14 protein-coding genes are annotated in these 25,134 nt (G+C 43.4%); 10 read left to right on the top strand and 4 right to left on the bottom strand.

Translation table 11 applies throughout. The features are described 5' to 3' along the window. Positions 1-129 precede the first annotated feature (129 nt). The 4 genes from H524_RS0101650 (at position 130) to H524_RS0101630 (ending at position 6,316) form a co-directional block, all read left to right on the top strand. Positions 130-2,028 carry an ATP-binding cassette domain-containing protein gene (locus H524_RS0101650; protein WP_044121231.1) on the top strand — a complete coding sequence of 633 codons (1,899 nt, stop codon included), beginning with the start codon at positions 130-132 and terminating at the stop codon, positions 2,026-2,028. Then, positions 2,028-3,455 carry an ABC transporter permease gene (locus tag H524_RS16190; protein ID WP_027938976.1) on the top strand — a complete coding sequence of 476 codons (1,428 nt, stop codon included), beginning with the start codon at positions 2,028-2,030 and terminating at the stop codon, positions 3,453-3,455. The genes H524_RS0101650 and H524_RS16190 overlap by 1 nt, the downstream gene beginning before the upstream one ends. Next, entirely contained in the window at positions 3,448-4,554 is a 1,107-nt protein-coding gene (locus H524_RS0101640; protein WP_027938975.1) for an ABC transporter permease, read from the top strand. The genes H524_RS16190 and H524_RS0101640 overlap by 8 nt, the downstream gene beginning before the upstream one ends. Before the next feature lie 1,360 nt (positions 4,555-5,914). Next, positions 5,915-6,316, top strand: coding sequence for a hypothetical protein (locus H524_RS0101630; protein WP_027938974.1), 402 nt, complete (start codon positions 5,915-5,917; stop codon positions 6,314-6,316). Between the two features lie 745 nt (positions 6,317-7,061). Here the strand turns inward: H524_RS0101630 and H524_RS0101625 are convergent. After that, complete coding sequence (locus tag H524_RS0101625; RefSeq protein ID WP_027938973.1) at positions 7,062-7,535, bottom strand: hypothetical protein; 474 nt, start codon at positions 7,533-7,535, stop codon at positions 7,062-7,064. Between the two features lie 1,294 nt (positions 7,536-8,829). Here H524_RS0101625 and pepD point away from each other — a divergent pair. The 3 genes from pepD to H524_RS13655 all read left to right on the top strand — a co-directional run bounded on the left by pepD (position 8,830) and on the right by H524_RS13655 (position 16,222). Beyond that, entirely contained in the window at positions 8,830-10,326 is a 1,497-nt protein-coding gene (gene pepD, locus H524_RS0101615) for a beta-Ala-His dipeptidase (protein ID WP_027938972.1), read from the top strand. Between the two features lie 1,081 nt (positions 10,327-11,407). Further along, a complete protein-coding gene (locus tag H524_RS13660; protein ID WP_052338836.1) occupies positions 11,408-12,646 on the top strand; it encodes an efflux RND transporter periplasmic adaptor subunit in 1,239 nt (412 codons plus the stop codon). Positions 12,647-12,892: 246 nt separating this feature from the next. Continuing rightward, entirely contained in the window at positions 12,893-16,222 is a 3,330-nt protein-coding gene (locus H524_RS13655) for an efflux RND transporter permease subunit (protein ID WP_084281590.1), read from the top strand. A gap of 554 nt (positions 16,223-16,776) precedes the next feature. Here H524_RS13655 and H524_RS0101595 read toward each other — a convergent pair. Then, positions 16,777-18,003: an acetate kinase gene (locus tag H524_RS0101595; protein ID WP_027938971.1), complete on the bottom strand. Its 1,227-nt coding sequence runs from the start codon at positions 18,001-18,003 to the stop codon at positions 16,777-16,779. 1,096 nt (positions 18,004-19,099) lie between these two features. Between H524_RS0101595 and pdxH the strand changes: the two genes are divergently transcribed. Together pdxH and H524_RS0101585 are read left to right on the top strand one after the other, a co-directional pair. Beyond that, positions 19,100-19,741 (top strand): pyridoxamine 5'-phosphate oxidase, encoded by a 642-nt coding sequence (gene pdxH / locus H524_RS0101590; protein ID WP_027938970.1) that lies wholly within the window; start codon positions 19,100-19,102, stop codon positions 19,739-19,741. 208 nt (positions 19,742-19,949) lie between these two features. Continuing rightward, positions 19,950-20,897: a DUF2726 domain-containing protein gene (locus H524_RS0101585; protein ID WP_027938969.1), complete on the top strand. Its 948-nt coding sequence runs from the start codon at positions 19,950-19,952 to the stop codon at positions 20,895-20,897. 292 nt (positions 20,898-21,189) lie between these two features. On the opposite strand, the gene purU is transcribed toward H524_RS0101585, so the two are convergent. Then, the gene (gene purU, locus H524_RS0101575; protein ID WP_027938967.1) at positions 21,190-22,035 is read right to left on the bottom strand and encodes a formyltetrahydrofolate deformylase; all 846 of its coding nucleotides are present in this window, start codon (positions 22,033-22,035) and stop codon (positions 21,190-21,192) included. An 853-nt stretch (positions 22,036-22,888) separates the two neighbouring features. On the opposite strand from purU, the gene H524_RS0101570 reads away from it, so the two are divergent. After that, positions 22,889-24,205: a citrate synthase gene (locus H524_RS0101570; protein WP_084281589.1), complete on the top strand. Its 1,317-nt coding sequence runs from the start codon at positions 22,889-22,891 to the stop codon at positions 24,203-24,205. A gap of 560 nt (positions 24,206-24,765) precedes the next feature. Here H524_RS0101570 and rplT read toward each other — a convergent pair. Further along, positions 24,766-25,125: a 50S ribosomal protein L20 gene (gene rplT, locus H524_RS0101560; RefSeq protein WP_027938965.1), complete on the bottom strand. Its 360-nt coding sequence runs from the start codon at positions 25,123-25,125 to the stop codon at positions 24,766-24,768. Positions 25,126-25,134: the final 9 nt, after the last annotated feature.

Here is a 25,134-nt window from a genome sequence, read left to right as displayed (position 1 = left end):
CAGGCGTTGGTCTACGTATCATGGCAGCATCCTTATAGCTACGGCTATTAATCTAAAAGCCACTATCTTTAGTGACGATCTTATCTTTATGGCCTGATTGCCTAGAGTTAAAGATCAAAGGACGTGATTATGAGTGCACTGTTGTCATTAAAAGATCTGACCAAGATCTTCAAAAAACAAGATGGTAGTGCCTTTGCGGCAGTCGATGCGCTTAATCTTGAGATTGGATCTGAGCATCATATGATTTCCTTAATTGGACCAGATGGCTCAGGTAAATCTACGCTACTCAAGATGATTGCAGGATTAATTGCGCCTGATGAGGGCATCTGCTCATTAAACCTTGAGCCTAAAGGATCAGGAGCGTTGATCGGCTACATGTCGCAAACCTTAGGTCTTTACGAAGATCTATCGGTCATGACTAATCTAAGGCTCTTTGCCACCTTGCGCGACATTGACGCAAGATCGCTTCTCAATATAAGTGGTCAACACACCAACTCGCCGCAATCTACTAGCAGCGATGATATAGAGGCTGCACTTGATCTCTATTTAGAGGACTTGCTTGCAAAGGTAGGCTTAATCAAGTTTAAAGATTACAAAGCTGGCTCACTCTCTGGAGGCATGAAGCAAAAGCTAGCCTTAACCTGTGCCATTAGCGCCAAACCAGCATTGTTACTCTTAGATGAGCCTACTGTGGGTGTTGATCCGATCTCACGTGGCGAGCTATGGGCCATTATTGAAGATTATATCCGTGATACTGGCAGCTATTGTCTCTTTTCCTCACTCTACCTTGAGGAGGCAGATAAAGCCTCTTTAACGATCTTTATCAAAGAGGGCAAATTGCTCTTTGCTGGTACTGCAGCTCAATTACGTGAGGATGTTGCCAATCAGTGCTATTACATTGATTTGCATGATGACATCTCTTATCAAAAGCTCTCACGCTATATGATGTGTCATCTTAGCGATCTTACATCGCTAAAAGACATCTGCCCTCGTATGGGACGCATTGAGCTGCTTGCTGAGAATGATGTAAGTGTCCAAAGCATTACTCAAGATCTCAAGACTCTCTTTGCCAAAGCTCAAGATAAGTCCATTAGTGCAGTAGCCGATAACTTTACGCTATTAAAGCGCCCATCGGTTTTAGAGGACGCCTATATCGATCTTACTTATGATCGCCATACTGGCAGCTACGCCTCTGAACTCTTATCTAATCTGCGTGCAGATGGCCATGACTCGGATGGCTATGACGCCTCAGGCATTAAAAGCACCTCTTTTGAGGGCAACGGTGAGGTAGTCATTAGTGTGGATGGCATTAGAAAAGACTTTGGATCTTTTACGGCTGTACATGACTCGAACTTTAAGGTGTACAAAGGCGAGATCTTTGGTCTACTAGGACCAAATGGAGCTGGCAAGACCACTACTTTCAGAATGATTTGCTCCTTGCTCAATCCTAGCCACGGCACCATCTTAATTAATAACTTAGAGCTTAAACATGCCAAAAGCTCAGTACGTGCCACCATTGGATATGTAGCACAGAAGTTTTGTCTCTATCGCAAGCTCACTGCGATGCAAAATCTAACCTACTTTGGGCAAAGCTATGGACTTAAAGGCAAGATCTTAGATGAGCGTATTAGCGCGGTAAGCAAGGTCTTTATGCTTGAGCCATTTTTAAATGAGATTTCTGAAAACCTACCTTTCGGCATTCAGCGCTCTCTATCCATGGCATGTGCTCTGATCCATAGCCCGAGCATCTTATTTTTAGATGAAGCTACCTCTGGTGCTGATCCAACCTCGCGTCGTGCCTTTTGGTCAATGATTGCTTCGCTAGCTGCTAATGGCACTACGGTGATTGTAACTACTCACTTTATGGAAGAGGCTGAGTACTGCGATCGCTTCTTGATTCAGGATCAGGGCAAGATCTTAATCTTAGGCACACCTGATGAAATCTGTTTGCAAGGCAACAAGCGCATCTCAATTGAGGAGGCTTTCGTCAAGTGCGTTAACGATCGTCGCAATGGAGGGGTTAAGTGATGTCTTTAGTTAATCTTTCCCATATACAAGCTCTTGTTTTCAAAGAGCTAAAGCAAATCCTTGCTGATAAGTCAGTGCTGATTGTGGCTTTTGTAATTCCATTGCTGCTCGTAGTGCTCTACGGTGCCGGCATGCGTATGGACGTCAAGCCAGTGGCAGTAGCATTGGTGACAGACAAGATCGATGATCCTATCTCTAAAGAAATAGCTTTTGCTATAGCAGGATCAGACTACTTTGAGCTTAGTACTGTTAATAACGAGTTAGATGCTCAAAAGATGCTGCTAGATCATGACATTGCAGCCTACATTGTGGTGCCACCAAATCTTTCGCAAAGAGCTCTCCACCATAAAGGCTCTATCATGATTACGCTCAATGGTTCTGACTCACAGGCAGCAACTGCAGCTAAGTCTTATCTTGAGGCTCTAGTGCTATCTGGCCCTGCACTTAAAGGAGTTAGTAGACAGGTAAGCTACATTAGAAGCATGAATGCGCAAAATGCACAGGCATCGGGCTCATTAGCTAATGCTGCATACAAAGAAGTACAAATAACCACCCGCAATTGGTTTAACGAGGCCAATACCTCCACATGGTATTTGCTCTCAGGACAGCTTGTCGGTGTCGTTACGCTTATGTCTGCATTCATGTGCTCTATCGTGATCGCTCGAGAGTTTGAGCGCGGTACTATCACTGGCTTAAAGGCTACCAATATCAATGCAGCAGAGTTTTTGATCTCTAAGATCGTGCCGTACTACTTACTCTCAATCTTAGGAGCAGTATTTGCCATACTCAGCGCCATGCTTATGTACAATCTGCCCTTTAGAGGATCGGCGATCTTATTCATCCTAACTATGGCAGTGTATCTGTATGTCTCAGTTATGCTTGGTCTTCTAATTTCTGCCATTGCTAAAAATCAGTTCCTCGCATCTGAGTTTGCCATCATTTTGAGCTTCTTACCGTCTATCTTGCTCTCAGGTGCCGTCTTTGACTTGCGAGCTATCGCCCCTGCGATCTCATTTATCGCGCACCTCTTTCCGCCAACCTATGCTGTAGAGTCGGCCAAGATCTGCTTTTTATCGGGTGGCAGTGAAGACATCATCTTCAAAAACCTATTTATCATGCTGATCTTTGCGGCCATTCTCAGTGGAGCATGCTACCTAGTTTTACACGGCGAGTTTAAGCGCACTCCGCCTACCAAACTCATTGCAGCTACTCCATCGCCACAAGCAAAAGACATCACAATAGGCAACAATGATAGCCAAGCTAAAAACAATCAGCAGCAAGGCAAGAGCAGTCAGCTACACGATCACATCAGTCATCTACAAGATCATAGCAGTCATCTAAAAGATCAGAACAGTCAGCACGAGCAAAGATCAGAGCTAAGCCAAGATAGACAATCTGAGCTCAAAAAGGAGGGTAGCAATGAGTAACTTTCAGTTAGCTTTTACGCGCCTCATGGCCTTGATCTACAAAGAATTTGTTGTGATGCTGATGGATAAAGGCACACGTAAGATCTTGGTGTTACCTATCATCATTCAGTCAATTCTCTTTGGCTATGGTGCAACTTTTAATCTAGAGCATGTACCTTTTGTTATCTACCAAGATAGCAATGACAAGGTGGCAACTGAGATCGTTAGACGCGTCAGCAATAGCCCTGCTTTTGCTCAAGTTAAGTACTGCAAAGATGAGCTGTGCTATAAGCAAACGCTAGATCATGGCGATGCTTTGCTTGGTATTTTTATCGCCTCTGACTTTCATAAGACCAAGACTATTTTCATTGCTACTGATGCTCGCAATACAGCCTCAGCTAATACTGCAGCTTCATATGTGCAAAGTATTGTTGCGTCTTATAACAATGAGCAAAAACAGATTAAAGGCATCTATGGTGGCATCAGTGTTGAGCACCGCTATCTGTACAACGTCAACAACATCACGCAGTACAGCATTCTTACCGGCATGATCCTAGCCTTGTCTATGATTCAAGTAATGATGCTCTCTTCCTTGTCGGTGTCTCGCGAAAGAGAAGAAGGCACCTTTGACATGATGCTTTTAGCTCCACTTAATCCAGTGGAGATCTTAATTGGTAAAGCACTGCCACCAACCATTGTCGCCATTACTCAAGGATTAGCACTCTTCTTAATTTGCGTACTGTGGTTTGACATTGCTTTCCAAGGCAACTTCTTCTCTTTTATCTTTGTCATCTCCACTTTTAGTCTTTGTACTGTGGGCATTGGATTGGCCATATCGGCGCTATCTTCCACCTCACAACAATCGGTAGTAATCTCATTTACCATTGTGCTGCCATCAATCATTCTCTCAGGCATGATTACCCCACGCTCAGCTATGCCTGAGCTGATGCAGTACTTTACTTTAGTGAACCCTTTTTACTATGGATTAGAGGCGTTAAGACGCATCTACTTAGAGGGCCAAGAACTTATGAATGTTATTCATCTCTTGATCCCGCTCTTTGGCTTAGGCGCTCTAAGTATGGGTACAGCTGTAGCCTTGTTTAGAGGCAAGCTTGGCTAACTAATAGACCTAACCTTATCATTCGCAAAGAGCTCTTAGCTGCTACAACAAACTAAATTGCTAAGAGCTCTTCGCTTAGAAAACTACAACAAAATAAGTTGCTAAGAGCTCTTAACCTAGAAAGCTACAGCACACTAAACAGCTAAAACCTCTTTGCTTAGCAATGTGCACGACCTTGCTTTGCAATCGCTCTGCTCTCGGGCCTAGATAGCACATAGATGGCTTGTTAAGGTAACGCTAGATAGCACACACTAACTTTGCTAGGTAAATAGTCAAATTTGCTTGACCTCATGAAACATCTCATTTGCACTAAGCAGCATGACTTAATTTAGATCATCAAACGCATAATTCTTAAGCGTTACTGATCATTTAAAACCATCACCTTAATTCAAATAGATACATAGCTTCAAAGTATAAGATTAGCAAATTTGGCTTATTTATCATGTTTAGCATTTCTCAATCAACTATGTGACTTATTTTCAGGCTAATCTATGATAACTATGTGATAGCTATGGAACCAACCATGATGTAGGTAGTGATGATCGAGCCGCAATAATATGCAAATGAACAACTCTTGTGCATAGCTATAATCTTAGTGTTGAAACTTTTCTTAAAATTCAGTTAGACATGGCTTTCTTAGAGCATAAGATGATGAAAATTTGCAACACTGCATCACATTTTTAAAACATAAATTAATGGCATATATGCAATGAAACTCTATATCTAGTTATGCTATTAAGTAGCAACATGAACGTGCTGTGGCAAAGAAATATCAAACAAAAAGATCAATTTTTCCCACTTCACATCATTTTTGCCGTACAATATCAAACTAAATCTTGAGCATTTCTGTCTCTCAGCAATGCCCATAACAAGCGTTTGCTGCTTGTACGATTTAACTTCTACAAGTGCCATGTACCTATGGCACCAATTTTTCCAAGTACCTAAAAAAAACTTAATCAGAAAGCGAGTGCTTCTAAGCAATATTCTTTGTAAAGAAAATTGTGTTACTTTATTTCAAAGCTGATACAATAGCCTTAAGGCCATGCCCTTACATAGAACGCTGCTTAAGTACGAGCTGATAATTGCTTATCTTGTTTATTGTTAGTGCAGAGTAATCCCATCTCTACGCTATTTTGCTCGACATGTTCCATCTTGCTTTTTAAGATGATTTGACAATGCCAAAGTTAAACTAACGTAAGTTTGTACGTTACAAGATATGCAAGGTAGGTACGGGGACGTGCCAAACCTAAAGAGAGTTGCTAAAAGCAGCCCTCAACGACGCCTACGGAGAGCACCGTCTCGATGAAGTAGGAAACCACACAAGCTTTTGCTTGAAGGTAGTTCACGACTGGATAAACATATGACTCAAGATAACCAAAACAAGCTTCCAGACATTCCTCCGCTCATTGCGAACGGCGATTCCAATCGCGGATACTACGTATGTACTTACCAGAACAGATGGGATGCTGATCGTAAGCGTTCAGTTCGTGTAAGCTCTACTTCCGTTGGTCGCGTACAGGGCAAGGAAAAATATGGTCTTATCGAATTCTACGAGGAGTTCTTAAGACAGTACCCAGGCCTCAAGCGTTACCATGTATACCGCTCTGACGGTCCACAGCGTTTGGTTTTCATTCCAAAGCTGGTTCGTCGTAAGAAAGATCTTGAAGCTATGAAGTCTCTCAAGAATCTTAGAGAAAACCTCAGCATGCAAAAAGCAGAATCTGAGGCAGCAGATAGCGCAGATTTCTCTGATAAGAAATAGCTATCTTCTAGGCAGGTCATAGTACCTGCCTTACTTTTTTTTGTGCGCCCCTTATTGCCACACTAAAGCCCCATCAGCGCCCGCACATACGGGCTATATCAATCCATCCAATCTTCTAAAGCATACATCTTCTAACTTTTCCCTCACTAAAAAGCACTGCTCATTTGCAGCTAAGCACTATTGTCATGAGTACGATTCGTCATAGCCAATCACGCCTCAAACTAGGCATGAGCATCTTCCAAGGTGACGACACCCAATATTATTAGTTGTTGCAATGGCATTTAGCCCAAAGCTCAAATTGAGCAGCACCAAATATCTTAAGATCACAAGATCATCGCACGCCTACCTAAGATCACGCCCATAAGGCTCGTAGCGACACAATAAAGATCACAGCGGTAAGAGCCTATAGCTATCCCCTCAAGATCAAGGCGCTATGAACCTATTGCCATATCCTCAAGATCACGGCGCTATGAACCTATAGCGATCCCCTCAAGATCACGTCGCTATGAACCTATAGCTATCCCCTCAAGACCATGGCGCTATGGTACTAATTTTGTGATGAATTGCTGTTTGGTTCTAAGGCTTATGTTCTGCAGCATATATAGCCGCATAGATGGTAGTGAGGCGTGGCGTTTGCTGACTTATTTTTGGTTGGCACAAGATCCAAAAAGGCAGCCTAAGCTGCCTTCTTTTATTAAAAAATAATCCCTAGTGCAAGGACTAATTAACTAAGCGTTCAGTCAAACTAGTCTAAGACTTCAATACCTGGGTACTTAGCTTCAACTTCACCACGAACAACATACTTAAGCTTGAGCTCAGTGTTCTTAGCTTTACGTACTAAAGGAATGTTGCCATAAAGCAATCTGAAGTTAGCAGGATCGGCTTTAATCACACCAATGTCTGAGACTAAGTTGCCCTTATCAAGTCGTGCTCTAAAGAAGTGAGGAGCAGACTCTTTCCATACTGCAGTTGTCTGTGTCATATCGACATTGTAATTAAACTGAGTAACACGAATAATGTAGCCTTCTCCATCTTCGCTAGTTTCGATTTCGTACTGATATACATGAGAGTTGCCACCATGTTGATCAAGTCCCATCCAGGTACCTACGTAATCGTCTGAGCTCATACCACAACCACTTGTGGTAAATGCAACCACAAAGGCTGCGAACAGCATCATGATGTAGCGAATTGGAGAGAATGCAAAAGCTCTTATTATCATAAAGGCTCCTATGGCCCTAAATGGGCAATCAACACCGTTTTAACTATTACATAGCGGCGCATGATGTCGCTAAACGGCTTATGTATATACAGATTTCATTAAGATCCAAAGACTGTGTCTAATTAACTTAGATTTATGCCTTGTCTACAGAAGTGGATGAAAAAATAGTCCTAAGACTATGTCTCTTAGCTTTGAGTATAGGCTATATATATGTACCTAGATTAGCTAATTTGAGATCTACTTGTTGCAGATCACATTTTTTCAATCAATCTCTACACCGTCGATGTATAGCGGATTTTGTAGTCACTATAGTTACATCTTTACATTCTTATGTCACATCTATTCTTACAAAACAAGGTGTAAGAGATCATCGCCCCCTTAGGTACGAATCGCCATTTCAAAGCTATTTACTTAAGTTTTGCTGATGCAAGAGAAACACTCTTCTTTTGAACATCTAAGATCAGTGCTTATCAGTTGTGCTCAAGCTTATGTTTTAAGAAAAGTGCCAAGTTCTAAAGATGTTTAGAGCCCTTAGTCTTCATTAGATGCAGTCATCATTTTTGAGCAAGGCAATCGTGGCAGCAATGCCAAAGCCTACAGTGCAAGCTAATAGAAGATTCATAAATAAGCATGGTTAAAGTTAAGCACTGCAGGCACTTACAAGTGCCAGTACCTATCTATGTTTAGGTCGTTGAGCAAACAGCTCAACTATCCAAAGTGGACTTAAGATATAGCAAGATGTACTTTGCTCATAGCAAAATGTAATTTGGCCATAGCACATTGAACTGCCTCTTACTTGTATTAACGGCCTTTTTCTTTTGCGTGAACGCCTAGTCATAACTTTATTGCTAATTTGGCATGTAAAGCACGCCTTTAGGCAGCGCAAGCTCATGCTATGGCCTTTGGCAATGCCATAGTTATTGGGAAACAAATCTTAGTGTTTTCACTAGAGCCATTTTGCTATACAACGAGATTCCATATAAGCATCTACTTTGGCAATAAAAGAGTTTTCGTTGTGTCTTATACCTGATTGTCATTTGCACTGAAACGGCATTTATATGAGCTATATCAATTTGGTTGCGCTATTGGGATCATTTGATATCTAGCGGCGGTATAATGGCCCGAACCATTGGTAGCCAAGGGGAAAAATAGACACGTTTTTGCTTGTCAAAGACTTGCTTAAACTCTATCATACCGTTCTCTTTGTGCTCTTTATGTTTTGAGAACACGATGTGTTTAACGAACGGCATCTATGTGCTGTTGCTTAGATCACCGTCTCTTTAGGATCTCAAGTATGGAAATTAAAGATCTGGCCCCTCAGGCTGTCTTCACACACTTCCAAAACCTATGCAATATTCCACATCCATCAGGCAATGAGCGTGGTGTTGCTAAGTATCTTATTAACTTTGCTCAGCAACATGGTCTTGAGTGTGAGCTTGAAGAGTGCGGTAACGTAATTCTCAAGAAAAAGGCCTCAGCTGGTCGTGAGAATAGCCCATCTCTTATTTTACAGGGCCATATCGATATGGTTCCTGTTGCTCGCAATGGCTATGAGCACAACTTTAAAGTAGATCCTATCGTCCCTCGTTATATGGATGAGAATACTGCAGATGTAAACAAGAAGATGCTTGAGATCTGCGAGGGTCCATATATCACCGCTACTAATACCACCTTAGGTGCTGACGATGGTTTAGGCGTGTGCCTGATGCTCGCCCTGTTAGAGGATAAAGAGCTGAGCCATGGCCCTATCACTGCTATCTTCACTGTTGAAGAAGAAAGCTCCATGAAGGGTGCTATTGAGTTAGATCCTGAGTACCTGCAAGGTGACTACCTCTTAAACTTAGACTCAGAAGATCATGGCGAGCTTTTTGTTGGTTGTGCTGGCAGCATCAATGCTAATGTAACCTTCATCCCTGAGCTCGTTAAGGTTGTAGATTGCACCCCAATCACCTTAAATCTCACAGGTCTGCGTGGCGGTCACTCAGGCTGTGACATTCACTTAGGTCGTGGTAATGCTATCGATATCATTTGCGGTATCTTAGCTGAGGTTTCTGACTCTAATGACTTCTTTATTCAGAAGTTCCACGGCGGTGAAATCCGTAACTCTATTGCATCCTCTGCTTATGTAGAGTTAGCTGTTCCAACTAATACCATTGCAAGCTTTAAGGATGCTGCTCGTGCTGCTATGGTTCGCTATCAAGACCTCTATTCAGATAGCGACCCTGAGATGCACCTTATCTTAGGCTCATGCCAGCTGCAAGCTAATGCACTGTCTTACACTTCATCACAAAACCTCATCTCACTGCTGCGTGCTCTGCCTAATGGCGTAATGCGTATGTCTAGTGAGTACAAGGGCGTGGTTGAGACCTCTTGCAACCTTTCAACTGTACGCACTAAGAGTGATGCTATTACTATTGCCCTGTTACCACGTTCTTTACGTGACCATGGCTTAGACGATGTTATCGACAAGATTGATAGCATCTGCTCCTTACTCGACAATGTTGAGGTTGGTTTCCAAGGCCGTAGCTTTGGCTGGACATCCCCAACTGAGAGTGATCTCATTGACATCCTCAAGGATGAGTACAAAAAGCAGTGTGGTATTGATGTAAAGATTACTTCTATCCATGCTGGCTTAGAGACTGGCTACTTTGCTAAGGCCAATCCAAAGCTCAAGATGATTTCATTAGGCCCTACCGTACGCTGCGCCCACTCTCCAGATGAGTGCTGCTCTGTTAAGCACACCGAGCAGGTCTATGACATCTTAAAGGCTACCTTAGAACGCTTAAGCTAAGCGCACTATACATAAACTATTCACAACAAACTTAATATGATGCAGCCACCACACTAGACAAGGCTAGCTGCATCAAAAAACATGTTCTTGATGGACTGACAAAAACACCGATATTGTCTATCTTTGAGGATACTGATTAAAAAAGTTTGCATTTTTAGTCGTTTCCTAAGTGACTGCTAAGTTTTTGTGGATATTCTGTATACACGTTCCGATAGTTAAAGAACGTAAGCGCATATTCAGATCAAAACGGCTTTGTCAGTAATGACAAGGCCTTTTTTATGTCTTAAGTTCACTTACTTGAACTGTGGTGCTTACCAAACTTGTCTAATATCGGTGCCATCATATGATGGTACTCACAACGCTTTATCTTAGGCGCTATCTTATTGATAGAATTCACTATGCTTTTAGCTTCAGCACAAGCAAATTGCATATGCTTTAGCTAACTTCATGCTTTTAATGAACAGTAACTTCACTAGCTTCTAGCATTGTACTTGTAGCTTCTAATAGCTGTGCTTTACTCTGCAGTTATATATCTGCGCACAGCTTGTCGACTCTTAAGCATATGCCCAGATGAATGCATTATCGGCCTTTGCGGTTTTTGCTGTTAATTGCTATTAAGATGGCTGCAAGCCTGTAACTAGATGTTATGGCAGGGCTGTTTGTTAATCAGAGCTATGTAGCAGCGCTTAAGGCTCAATGTGTTGGTTTGCTAAAGTTTCGTGCTTTGACGTTACTATTGATAAGTTTTGCTGAGTTTTTACCAGTTTTACCCAGTTTTAACGCATTTTTTGCGGCGTAAATTGCACTGTCGTGATCATTTCTCAACTTTATCGGGCTTTGTATTGCGGCCTATCGTCTAATTACGCTATATTTCATAAGCTTGCTTTGTTTGCAGTGTCTGTTGTGAGTCTTAACAGACCCTAGCTAAACTAAACATTGCGAGTTATCCGTACTCAAATCTACTGAGATGCTTTTGGTCAGTACATGTGGCAAGGGGATTAGAGCTATGCATACCTCAAAACATAGGCACAGAACACACAACTCTGTTCTCCTAAGACCTATGAGCGCATTAATAGCTATAATGACGCTCTTGTTCGTTACTGCATGCCAAAAGGATACTGCTACCGTTAAAACAATTTCGGCTGCCGAAGCTGTTTATGAGGTCAGCACCATCCATCCTGAATTTAAAAATCGTGAGCGCTCTTATAGCCTGTCTGGTCGTGTAGGTGCATTTACCCGTGCTGATGTTAGACCACAAGTTGATGGCATTGTGCTCGACCGTCTTTATGAAGAAGGTGCTGAGGTCGAAGAGGGCACCCCACTGTACACTATTGACCCTGCTCCTTTCCTTGCCAAACTTGAACATGCTAAGGCCTCTTATGAGCGTGCCGTTGTGCAACGTAAGATGGCATATAAGGACTATGAGCGTTTTGCAGCCTTATATAAGCGTCGTAGTGCATCTGAAAAAGAACGTGATGATGCGCTCTTGGCTTACGACTTAGCTAAAGCTGATGAAAAGCTCTACTTAGCTGCACTTGAGCAAGCTCAAATTGCACTTAACTACACCACTGTAAGAGCTCCAATTAAAGGTATCATCGGCACCTCTAAGATCACTCGTGGCGCTTTAGTAAACGCCAACCAAACCACTCCTTTAGCTACCATCATTGATCTTGATAAGGTTTATGTTGATATGGAGCAAAGCTCTCTTGAGTGGCGACGTTTACGTGAAGGCCTTTTAGATGGCTCTATCTATCTTAATGACCGCGCCTACGATGTATCTTTGTACTTCGAGGACGGCACCTTATACTCCAACCTAGGTGTACTGAGCTTAACTGAAGTATTAGTTGATGAAGGCTCCGGCTCTTTATCCTTACGCGCCATATTTGATAATCCTGACCACCTCTTACTACCTGGTATGGCTGTAGTATGTAAGGTCAACGGCGGTGTTAAACAGAACATCATGACTCTGCCTGCTAAAGCAGTTATGCGCGATCCTAAGGGCAATGCCTTTGTATATACCGTACAAGAAGATCGTGTGTTATCTACTCCAGTACGTTTAGGCGAGCTCTTTATCGATGGTTGGCAAATTTTAGATGGCTTAGATAGCTCTTATGAAGTGGTTATCTCAGGCTCTGCCTCATTACGTCACGGCTCCAAGATTAAGGTAGTCTCACGTGATGGCGTCAACCTCAATCCTACTTCTGCGCAAATGGGCGAACAGGAAAAGAATACTGATGCTGCCGTACAAGCAGTAGTGAATCCTACTACTACCGCATCAGGTCTTGAGCAAAGCTCAGCCAACGCCCCCAGCTCACGATAAAGTTAATTATCAGCCAAGAAAACGTTAGTACTGTCAGTAGCAACTTGTAGCAAGCACTAGATTCGAGAACCTGCACATTTAGATGCATGGATAAGCAGTATCACAGATTAGGTGCTTACTCTTTTGAGCTTTGATGCTTATTGTGCCGAACTTCATCGCTTAAACAGCACAAGTAGACTTTTTACAAAGATGAGTTTGTTACTAGCGTAATTAAGATTATCCTTCTGCCAAGGAACAAGACAGCAGATGATCAGTAAGTTTTTCATTGACCGACCAGTAGCTGCATGGGTGATCGCAATTATGATTGTGATTGCAGGCTGCTTATGCCTGCCACGCATGAAGATTGCTCGCTTTCCTGAAATCGCTCCTCCGACTATTTCTGTAAGCACCTCCTACTCTGGCGCATCTGCTCAAACCGTTGAGAACTCGGTAGCTCAAGTCATTGAGCAAGAGATGACGGGTCTTGATGGCCTTATCTACTTTTCTACCTCTACCACCTCTGATGGTAATGCTCGCTTTAGACTGTCATTTGAAACTGGCATTGATGTAGATATTGCACAAATGCAGGTGCAAAACCGTTTAAGTGGCGTGCTCTCGCGCCTGCCTGATCCTGTGCAACGATCGGGTGTAAGAGTTCGTAAGGTCTCTGATGACGTACTGCAGACCATTGCCTTTTACACTACAAACGACTCCATGTCTCAAGAAGACATTGCAGATTTCTTAGTTACCGCAATTCAAGATCCAATCTCGCGCATTAATGGTGTTGGTGATGCCTCCATCTTTGGTGCTGGCTATGCGCTCCGTATCTGGCTTGACCAAAACAAACTCAATCAATACAAGCTCAACCCATCTGAGGTTGTGCAATCGATTAAGAATCAAAACAAGCAAATCTCTGTAGGTCAGTTAGGCTCGCTTCCTGCCATTGCCGATCAAACCATTAACGTAACAGTTAAGTCTCGAGAGCTGTTAAAAGACATCGGTGATTTTGAAAATATCTTGGTTAAGGTTACAGCAGAAGGCGCTGCTGTCTACCTTAGAGATATTGCCCGTATTGAAATGGGCCGTAGCTCTTATAACTACTTTGGTAACTACAATAAAAGCCCAATGGCCTCTTTGCAAGTTAGCCTTGCAGATGGTGCCAATGCTGTAGAAGTAGCGAAATTAGTCAGCGAAGAGCTTGAAAGACTGCGCCCGCTCTTTCCAAAAAATCTTGAGTACGCTATTCCTTATGACACCGTTCCTTTTGTTAAGGCCTCCTTGTATGAGGTGGGCAAAACCTTAATTGAAGCTCTTATCTTGGTGTCTTTAGTTATCTTGCTCTTCTTACGAGATATCCGCTCCACATTAATTGTGTCGCTGACTATCCCAATTGTGCTCGCTGCTACTGTAGTAATCTTATTTGCCTTTGGCTACTCGATTAATACACTCACCATGTTTGCCATGGTCTTGGCCATTGGTCTTTTAGTAGACGACGCTATTGTGGTGGTAGAGAACGTTAGCCGTATTATGTACTCAGAGGGTCTAAGTCCTTATGAGGCCTCGGTTAAGTCCATGCAGGAAATTACCTCAGCGCTCTTTGGTGTTGGCTTGGTAATCGCTGCTGTATTTACTCCAATGGCATTCTTCTCTGGCGCTACAGGCAACATCTATCGTCAGTTCTCAGTAACTATTGTTGCTTCAATGCTGATGTCCATTGTGACTGCGGTAATCATTACCCCATCCTTATGTGCCTCGATTTTGGTGGTTAAGAAGGTCAATCCACACAAGCGTGTCCATTCAGGCCCGCTATCTTGGTTTGATATGTTCTTCAATGTGCTCTATCGCGGCTACGTCAAGATCAACGCTTTCTGTTTGCATCAAAAGATGCTTATGATGGTGTTCTTCTTTGCTATTTGCGGTGCTACTGGTTGGCTCTTTGCTAAGATCCCAAGCTCTTTCTTACCTGTAGAAGATCAAGGCTTAATTTCCGTTCGTATCATCTTGCCATCCTCATCTACCATGGCCCAAACAGCTAAGGTAGGCCGTGATGTGGAAAACTACTTCCTCGAGCATGAGGTCAATAATATTCAAGGCATGTTGCTCTCGTTAGGTTCCGGCGGTAGCTCTAAAGGTCAAGCCACTGCTAACGCTAGCATCCGTCTGATTCCATGGGAGCAGCGTGTAGGCCAAGAAAATAGCGCTCAAGCTATTCTCGCCCGCGCCAAGAAGTATTTTGATAATTACGCAGATGCCGAAGTGCGTATGTATCTGCCAGCCTCAATTTCAGGTATGGGTGGCTCGTCGGGCTTTAGCGTCTATGTACAAAACATCATGGGTTCATCGCACGATCAATTTATGAAAGATGTCGCTGATATCGTTCGTATTGCTCGCGAAAACCCACGTCTGTACAACGTACGCTCTAATGCTCAGGCTGATGCATTGCAGCTGAACATTCGCATTGATGATAAGAGAGCTGGTCAATTCTTGCTCGATCCTCAGGTCATCAATGAGAACTTACAAATTGCTTGGGGTGGTACCTACGTTAACGACTTCATCGACCGTGGTCGCGTTAAGAAGGTCTATGTCCAATCTGATGCTCAGTTTAGATCTCTGCCATCTGATCTTAACAAACTGTACTTTAAGAACGCTGAGGGCAAGATGGTTTCATTCGATACCTTTGGTAAGGTCGAATGGACTTATGGCCCACAGCAATTAGAGCGCTTTAATGGTATCTCCTCGATTTCACTCTCAGGCGATCCTGCTCCAGGCGTCAGCTCGGGTGAGGCTATGGATGAAATCGCGCGTATCATTGAACAGCACCCTGGTAACTATGGTTATGCTTGGAGCGGCTTGTCTTATCAAGAAAAGCTTAGCGGCTCAAACCAAGGCATGCTCTTCTTAATTTCTGCTGTAGTGGTATTCTTGTGTCTTGCTGCTCTGTATGAGTCATGGTCTATCCCAATGGCAGTTATTCTCATTGTGCCTATTGGTATCTTTGGTGCACTGCTCTTTGTGTACTTTAGAGGCATGGAGAACGACATCTATCTACAGGTGGGTCTGCTAACGACGGGTGGCTTATCGGCTAAGAATGCTATCTTGATTGTTGAATACGCCCATCAGTTTAGACAGCAAGGACGTACTTTACTGCGTGCTGCTCAAGAAGCTGCAGCATTACGTTTCCGTCCTATTGTGATGACCTCAGTTGCGTTCTTATTAGGCGTGCTACCGCTCTTAAATGCTGATGGTGCAGGCTCAGCCTCACAGCAATCCATTGGTACTGGTGTATTTGGTGGTACCGTTGCAGCAACTACCCTTGGTCTTATCATGGTGCCAGTATTCTTTGCTGTCATCTCACTGATGTTCCACCCAATGAGACGCTCCATCAAGCTTGCTCCAGTCAACAGCGTTAAGGCTAATGCAAGAGAAGAGGCTACCAAGACATCAGCACAAGATACCAAGGCTACCGACGCTAAGATGGCTGATGCTAAGAGAGATGATGCTAATAGAGCTGATTCTACCAGCGACAATGAGTCTGACCCTCAAGCTAGTGCCAAGTCTACTGACTCTAACGAGTCCTCACAGGACAAAGAAAAGTAGCAACTAATCATCAAGTGTTAAGAGCTAAGAGCCAATAGCTAAGCTCCATTGCTCTTACGCTCTACTTTCTGGCAGGAGTGTTCACCTGTTAACCTCCTGCCAATCATATCCCTGCCAATAATCCCATCCTTACTTATCAAACATTCTTAGACACTCTGCCAACAGCCGCCTATCAAGGCTATGACCATTCGCCTAGCATTCTCAACCCCATGTGCACTCCGCTCTCAACCCAATGTGCACGCGCTAAAGCTCATCAACCATATTGACCATCTGTAATTGGATGCTGATCTTGACCGCCTATTGCTGTTGAACGCTCTATTGGTGTTAAACGCATCTGCGCGTCATCCCTGTTTGGTCACTTTAACAACGTTATGAGCTCCTTAGACGCTTATTGGCACTTTATCCGTATTGTGAGCTATTTAGCCGCTTATGGGCACTTTATCTGTGTATGGGAGGTTTATTGGGGCATAAAAAAAGCAGCTCAAGCGATTAACTTGGCTGCTTTTTTTTAACCTGCTGCATAAGCAGCTAGGCGAGGTAACTAGTAGCTGTTATTACTTGGTGAACTTAACAGCTGACTGAGCGATAACTAACTCTTCGTTAGTTGGGATCATCATAACTGGGATCTTAGACTCTGGAGTGGAGATTAAGCCACCTTCGAAGCCTAAACGGCCTAAAGCCTTGAGGTTTAAGTCGTTATCAAGCTCGATACCGAAGCAATCCTTTAAGTAGTCGATGGTCAGCTTACGAGCTTCCCAGCAGTTCTCACCGATACCGCCAGAGAATACGATAGCGTCAACGCGACCAACTGGAACAAAGTAAGAAGCGATGAACTTAGCTAAACGGTATGAGAAAGCCTCTAAAGCTAAGGTGCACTTCTCTTCACCCTTCTCGTAGCCCTCACAGATAGGACGCATGTCAGAAGAGATACCAGAAAGACCTAATAAGCCAGACTTCTTGTTGAAGATATCCTTAACTTCTTCTACAGTCAGACCGTCGTTCTTAGGATCGCATAAGAAGAATACAACTGAAGGATCGATCTCACCAGTACGGGTACCCATGATGAGGCCATCAAGTGGAGTTAAGCCCATGGAGGTATCCATGCACTTGCCGCCCTTAACAGCACAAACAGAAGCACCGCCGCCTAAGTGGCAGGTAATTACGTTGGTATCCTCAGGCTTCTTGCCGAGTAAATGAGCAGCTTCCTGAGCTAAGTACATGTGAGAGGTACCGTGAGCGCCGTAACGACGGATACCACCCTTGGTGTAGTACTCCTCTGGGATAGCAAAACGGTATGCTACTGGAGGCATGGTCTGGTGGAAAGCGGTGTCGAATACAGCAACGTGAGGAATGTTAGGGAAAGAAGCACGAGCTGCGTTAATACCCAGGATGTGAGCTGGGTTGTGCAGTGGAGCAAAAGGAATAACCTTCTCGATGTTCTTTAAAACTTCGTCATCAATTAAGGTTGGTGCGCTGTAGTACTCGCCGCCGTGAACGATACGGTGGCCGCAAGCAACGATAGACTCGAGGAGCTGCTTATCGGTGCTTAAGATGTTGTCAACTAAGTAGGATAAAGCCTGCTCGTGGTTGTAACCTGAGATCTCAGCCTTCTGCTTGTCGCTATCACCAAAACGCCATGAGATGAAAGCCTCAGGCAGGTTCATTGCCTCAGCAATACCGCTTAAGTAAACCTGACCATCCTCAGGATTCATAATGGCAAACTTAACTGAGGAGCTACCGCAGTTGATTACTAATACACTCTTTGAAACGCAGTTAGACATAAAAGACCCAGATGACTAAACAAAACCCAAACTTGTCACGATGCGTGGCATAGCTGTACTTAAAAAGATCATGGCTCTCATAAGAGAACCACTCATAAATTTGGTGTCTTTAATCTTGCACCATATTAAAGCGCTAGATTGAGACTGAATTCTGAAAGCTCATACCAAAGCTTTGAGCAAAAGATCATAAGCTTGGTAATTAAACGCTCTTAATTAAAGCCTAAGGCTCATCATTGAAGACCTGAAAAGTGGCTTAAACAACGATTTAAAAGCGGTGCTAATTCGTTCATTATAGCATCGGTGTTTTATAGCACTCCCTTGCTAAAATCATGCACTTGTCACAATTCAGGCAAATGAAAAACACATTGCTTGTGCCAAGAAAGTGATATATCCGCACTATTACTAGTCAGATCGCTACTTTTTGATGAGATGATCTATCTTAAACCCTATTTAATAAGTCACTATATTAAATCACAAAAAATTTTTATCACAAACTTTATCTTGCAAATACGGTATCTACGCCATCGGTCAAATTAAATGCCATTTTTATACAATGCAATCATAAGTTTTGCTTATTAATAAGATATACACCACGGCTTACAAGAGCTCAAATAATCCGACAAATATCCCGCCCGCCATCAGCACAACTGACCACTCACATCTTTGCCATTAGTACAGCAAGACAATGACCACCTAAGGACAAAAACCTTTATTTATCGTATTTGCGCCCACAATGCAGACAAGTAAATAGCTATGTATAAGTTTTGATGATGCAAGCCAATAACACTTCACCAAATCAAGCATTAAGTTATGTACGACACAAGGTCGTAGACTGCTAGCAATACGAGCTGATTAAGAGCCATGTCTGCACTTGCAAAGCGCAAACTTGCATTAAGGATAGGCAGCAGCGCAATTAGCTAAACCTTTGAGGTCAAATAGCGCTAAACTTATCACTCCGGCAAGGTGTGAGTTGCATGCTCAGGACATCTGCATCTGCATGTGCATGTGTATGTGTATGTGTATGTGTATGTGTATCTGCTTATGCATCTGCTTGTTTGTGGACACGATTTTTCTCGCTATTAGCAAGGAGTTACTGATGATTGATGTTGGCCCTCTACGTCGTAGCTATACTATGAATGGATTAGATGAGAAGGATCTGACTGAAACACCTATTCCATTATTTGAACGCTGGCTTAAAGATATGCTTGATTCCAAGCTCTACGATCCTAACGGCGTGGTGGTAAGTACCGTCGATCCAACTGGCCAACCGTACTCCCGCATGGTTCTTTTAAAGAACTATGATGAAAAATCTTTAGTGTTCTTTACTAACTTAGGCTCACGTAAAGCTCAACATCTTGAGCAGAACAATAAGATCTGCATGCTCTTTCCATGGTACTACCTTGAAAGACAGGTAATGTTTGTCGGCACTGCACAAAAGCTAAGCTTACCTGAGGTCTTAAAGTACTTCCATTCTCGTCCACGTGATAGCCAATTAGGTGCCTGGGCCTCGCATCAGTCCTCACGCATCTCTGCCCGTTCTATTCTTGAGAGCAAGTTTGCTCAGATGAAAGAGAAATTTAAAAACGGTGAAGTGCCTCTACCATCTTTTTGGGGCGGCTACCGTGTCTTTTTCCATCAAGTAGAGTTTTGGCAAGGGCGTGAAAACCGACTCCACGATCGCTTTATCTATGATCTGCAAGAAGACGGCACTTGGACTACCCATCGTCTTGCTCCTTAGTGGCAAGAAATCATTGATTACACGTCTTGAGCAATCTATCTTGTAGCTTAAGACGCTATCAAGCGTACAAACAACCTAAAAGAAGAATTATCTTCAGGATCCTAGGCAATTTCGCTAGTAGCAGGCAATTCAATTAGAAAGTATTCTGATAGCATATACGTCCTAAGGCAGCATAGGCTGCCTTGTAATAGGTTTGAGATACGCTTTCATGAATGAGATCTTCGATTTTCTAAAGTCACAGCCACTGCATATATTAGTCTTATATGCAGCTTTAGCTGTTGGTGTACTCATGCTACTTATAGTAGTACCGGAGATCTTTAAACGTATAGCACGTGGACTATTTACCTCGTCTAAGCGTAGCAAGGCTACTAGTGCAAAGAGCACCTCAAAAACATCCCGTTACACTTCTAAAGCTAAGACAAGGTTTTCTTCCTTTTCTAAAAACAATAAGAAGGCTTATAGCAGCAAAGAGCGATCAAGCTCTAAGCAAGGACGTTTTGGCTTTTTTAAGAGTAATAAAAATGCATCTGCCTCTAAGATGCGTAAGCGTAGTATCAATGGCTATGAGGATAAGAGCCGTAGCGATAACGGCAATAATCTTGGCTCAAAATTAGACTTTTTAAGCTCTCAAGATGAGTGCATAACAAAGTTTAAACATGGCAAGGTCACTGACTACTACAAAGAGCTACGTAAGGCAGGACCTGCCAGTAATCTCAAAGAAAAAGACGTCGATGAGCTCGATAAAATCTTTACTGTCATGCTTAAGGCAGGCGCGGTAAAAAAGAAATCTTTCTTAGTTACCGATTTTGAGCATCAGTACCTTGAAAAGCTGCGTTTGTGGTTTGGTGACCGCTATGAGATTTACTGCCAGGTAAGTGTAGGCTCGGCTCTTGGCGTTAACCCTGATGTTTCGAGTCTCTCGCTCCAAGATCGCCGTACCTTTGCGCAAAAGTGCCACAATATGAGCTTCGACTTTATGCTCATTGAAAAAGGCACCGATCGCATTGCCTGCGTCATTGAGCTTGATGATCCCACCCATTTTCGCTCAGATCGCAAAGCCCGCGATCGCCGTTTAGATAAGGTCTGTGCTGCAGCAGAGCTTCCTATTTTCCACATTACTGCCATCAATCAAAAACCTGATCTTAAGGGCATCTAACAAGATCACGCCACCAAGCTAAATACAATCATCGATGGTGCCTAGCAAGATCACGGCACTATCGAGAGCAGCCATCGATGGTGTAGGCAAGATCACGGCACTATCGAGAGCAGCCATCGATGGTGTACGCAAGATCATGGCCTATCTAGAACTGCCATTAAAGGCTCTCACAAGATCATGGCACAAGGATAAGATCGCTAGCTGTAGAATGCACAAAGCCCCACAAACATTGCTGTTAGTGGGGCTTTGTTGTGTTTACAAGGTGTAAAACTTAGCAAAAGATCATTAGCGATTAGAACACAATGGTCTTATTGCCGTGGATGAATACCTTGTTATCAAAAACCTTATTTAAGGCACGTACGAGCACGATACGCTCAACGTCACGACCAGCCTTAGCCATGTCCTCAGCACTATAGCGGTGGTTAACCTTAATAACGTCCTGCTGAATGATTGGGCCTTCATCGAGATTGTCAGTTACAAAGTGAGCGGTAGCACCGATGATCTTAACGCCACGATCGTAGGCCTGTTTGTAAGGTTTTGCACCAATGAATGCTGGTAAGAATGAGTGGTGAATGTTGATGAGCTTACCTAAAGGATAGTGAGCAACCATCTTAGGTGAAAGGATACGCATGTACTTAGCAAGGATGATGTAGTCAACATCGTACTCATCAATAACCTTCATCATGCGCTCTTCTTGCTCATCACGTGAGATACCGTCATGGGAAACTACGTGATAAGGGATATTGAACTTGGCAACTAAGTCACCTAAGTCTGGGTAGTTACCAGCTACCATCACGATCTCAGCATGCAGAGAACCTGAGTAGCTCTTAATGAGCAGATCACCAAGGCAGTGTGCTTCCTTGGTAACTAATACAGCGATACGTGGGAGCGTACCTTTGTCCTTTAAACGGACTACAGCATCATCTGGCAGCTTTGCACTAACACAACGTAAGAACTTGCTCTCGTGATTCTTGCTAAAGTCACCCTCAAGCACAGTACGCATGAAGAAGCGATTGTCTTCACTGGCAAACTCATCTTGACGAATGATGTTCAGGCCAAACTCGAAACAGGTAGCTGACACCTTAGCAATCAAACCAGTTTCGTCTGTACACTCAGTTAATAAAATCTTCTGTTGCATTTCTATACCTGCGGAACCTGACTTGCAGGAATCCAGCGCTGGATCGTTCATATCCCCAATTCCCATCTCCTAACAGTATTCCTAATGTACAAAACGAACACTTAAAGAGCCATTGGATATAAATGTACGCTACAACTAATTAGGATTATCTGTTCGTATGTCTAGGAGTGAGATTGAATTAATGTACTTATTTAACCGCCTAGCTGTTGCCACAGAGCTAAGCGAAAAAGCACATGCAAATTAGATCTTAATAGGCAGCAAGTAGATAAAAGAGCTATCTGCTCATAGCAAGATCAGGCTCTAAAATGACACCACTTAGCTATCAGATCTGATGTTAAGCTTTTGATATTACCAGAAAGCAGAGCCTGCTTTTATACATGATGGAAATTTTCTATATGCTGCTCAATCGTGATCCATTTCATTAGGTCATACGTGGCTAAATTGCATATTTCAGCTCTGTATAGCAATTAATAAGCTTGAATGTCGAGTGTGTTCTATCTTTTGATTAGCATCCTCTTACATCCTTTAGTGACAATACAGGTAGCTAAAAAAGACAAAAGATCGCCAAAACACGTAGTGACAAGCTAGTTTGCATAGGCTAATTATGCACATTTTTGGATCAGTTTGTCGGCAAATTTACACAAATATTTGAGCTATGGCGCGATATCTGCACCAAAATAAAACCTAAGTTTACGGCACTTTTGGGCACTTTTGCCCCACCATTGCACCATAGAATGCGATGAATATAGCACTTGCACTACAAACGTTCATTTTGAGTAAAAACAGCACATTTGTTTGATCAACGGTTATATTCTTTTTGGTCAATCTGCAATTATTTGCAAAGGAGCATTCTATGAGCGACGTCATGCAAGACATTACCGTCCTAGATAAAGTAGCAATCTTAAATATCCCAGGACATGATCCTATTCAGCTGCCTATGTTACGAGGCACTGAAGGACCCGAATGCATTGATATCCGCGAATTAGGTAAGCAAGGTTACTTCACTTACGACCCTGGTTTTGTCTCCACTGCTGCTTGCAGTTCCAGAATTACTTTCATTGACGGTAAGAAAGGTGTACTGCTCTATCGTGGTTACCCAATTGCTGACTTAGCTAGAAAGGCTGACTTCCTTCAGGTTTGTCACTTACTGTACAAAGGTGAGATGCCAAGCAAGCGTGAATACGACGATTGGAAGTACAAAGTTCAGCACCACACCTTAATCCATGAGCAGATTTCTTCCCTGTTCAAGGCTTTCCGTCGTGACTCTCACCCAATGGCTGTTTTATGTGGTATCGCTGGCGCTCTGTCTGCCTTCTATCACGGTAACCTCGACATTTACGATCCTGAGCACCGTGAAGCTACCGCAATTCGCCTGATTGCTAAGATCCCAACCTTAGCTGCCATGGCTTATAAGTACTCTATCGGTCACCCATTCATCTACCCACGTAACGACTTAAGTTACGCTGGTAACTTCCTGCACATGATGTTTGCAACTCCATGTGAGAAGTACGAGATAAACCCTGTAATCGAAAGAGCACTTGATCGTATCTTTACTCTGCACGCCGATCACGAGCAGAACGCCTCTACCTCTTCTGTACGTTTAGCAGGTTCATCTGGTGCTAACCCATATGCCTGTATCGCTGCTGGTATTGCCTCCTTATGGGGTCCAGCGCACGGTGGTGCTAACGAGGCCTGTCTGCGTATGCTTGAGCAGATCGGTACTGTAGAGCGTATTCCTGAGTTCATTAAGCGTGCTAAGGATAAGAACGATCCATTCAGACTCTCTGGCTTTGGTCACCGCGTCTATAAGACCTATGATCCACGTGCATTAGTAATGCGTGAGACCTGCCATGAGGTTTTACAAGAGCTGAAGATTGTTGATGACCCACTGTTAAAGGTTGCAACTGAGCTTGAGCAGATTGCTCTGAGTGATGAATACTTCGTTAAGCGTAACCTCTACCCTAACGTTGACTTCTACTCAGGCATCATCCTCAAGGCTATCGGTATTCCTGTTTCTATGTTTACCGTTATCTTTGCTCTGTCACGTACCATTGGTTGGATTTCTCACTGGAACGAAATGCAGAACATGGAAGAGAGCCGTATCGGTCGTCCTCGTCAGATTTACATCGGTGCTCCAGAGCGCCATGTTATCGCCATGGACGAGCGCTAAACCCAAGCTCAAACCACTTGCTACCTAAGCTAGCAAAACATCTCTAACTAGCTTTCAGTGCACATAGTTTAATCAAAGCCCACGCATAGTCGTGGGCTTTTGCATTTTGAATACACCCTTCAAGAACCATATACGTCGCTCACCCCTAAAACAGGCTACTACCTCTATGGCTTGCGATGCGATACGGGCCTAAATAAACATAGCTATTGCTCTTGCTCTTGCTCTTGCTCTTGCTCTTGCTCTTGCTCTTGCTCTTGCTCTTGCTCTTGCTCTTGCTCTAGAAGCAGCATGCACTGCGCAGACATTATTAACCTTAGTAGATGTAGGCTTAGAGGTGCATGAGATTGCAAAGCTCTAGTGGCTTCTTAAAAGATATGACTGCTTGAGGATGAGTGATGAAGGGGTTAAAAGGACGTGGGCAAGATGCTGGCCTTTTGTCCGTTTGATGGGAGTTTGCTGCAGTTGCAGCGTGAAGTGCTATAGATTTTGGGGCATAAAAAAGGGGACATAGCGTGAGCTATGGCCCCTCTTTGCAACCTAAGTGGCTGTTTTAAATCTGATTACAGACCTAAAGCAGCACGAGCCTGGTTAGCGATGGTCTCGAATGCGGCCTTCTCGTTGATAGCGAGCTCGGAGAGAACCTTACGGTCGATCTCGATGTTGGCCTTCTTTAAACCGTTCATGAACTTGCTGTAGCTTAAGCCGTACTGACGAGCAGCAGCATTGATACGAACGATCCACAGAGCGCGGAACTGACGCTTCTTCTGACGACGATCGCGGTATGCGTACTGACCAGCCTTGGTAACGGCCTGGACGGCAACACGGTAGGTACGGGAACGTGCACCGTAGTAACCCTTAGCTGCCTTTAAAACCTTCTTGTGACGGGCACGTGCGGTAACACCGCGCTTAACTCTTGCCATTTAGATATC

The sequence above is a fragment of the Anaerobiospirillum succiniciproducens DSM 6400 genome (assembly GCF_000482845.1).
Classification (GTDB): Bacteria; Pseudomonadota; Gammaproteobacteria; order Enterobacterales; family Succinivibrionaceae; genus Anaerobiospirillum; species Anaerobiospirillum succiniciproducens.
This window is presented reverse-complemented; position numbering and strand designations above follow the sequence as displayed.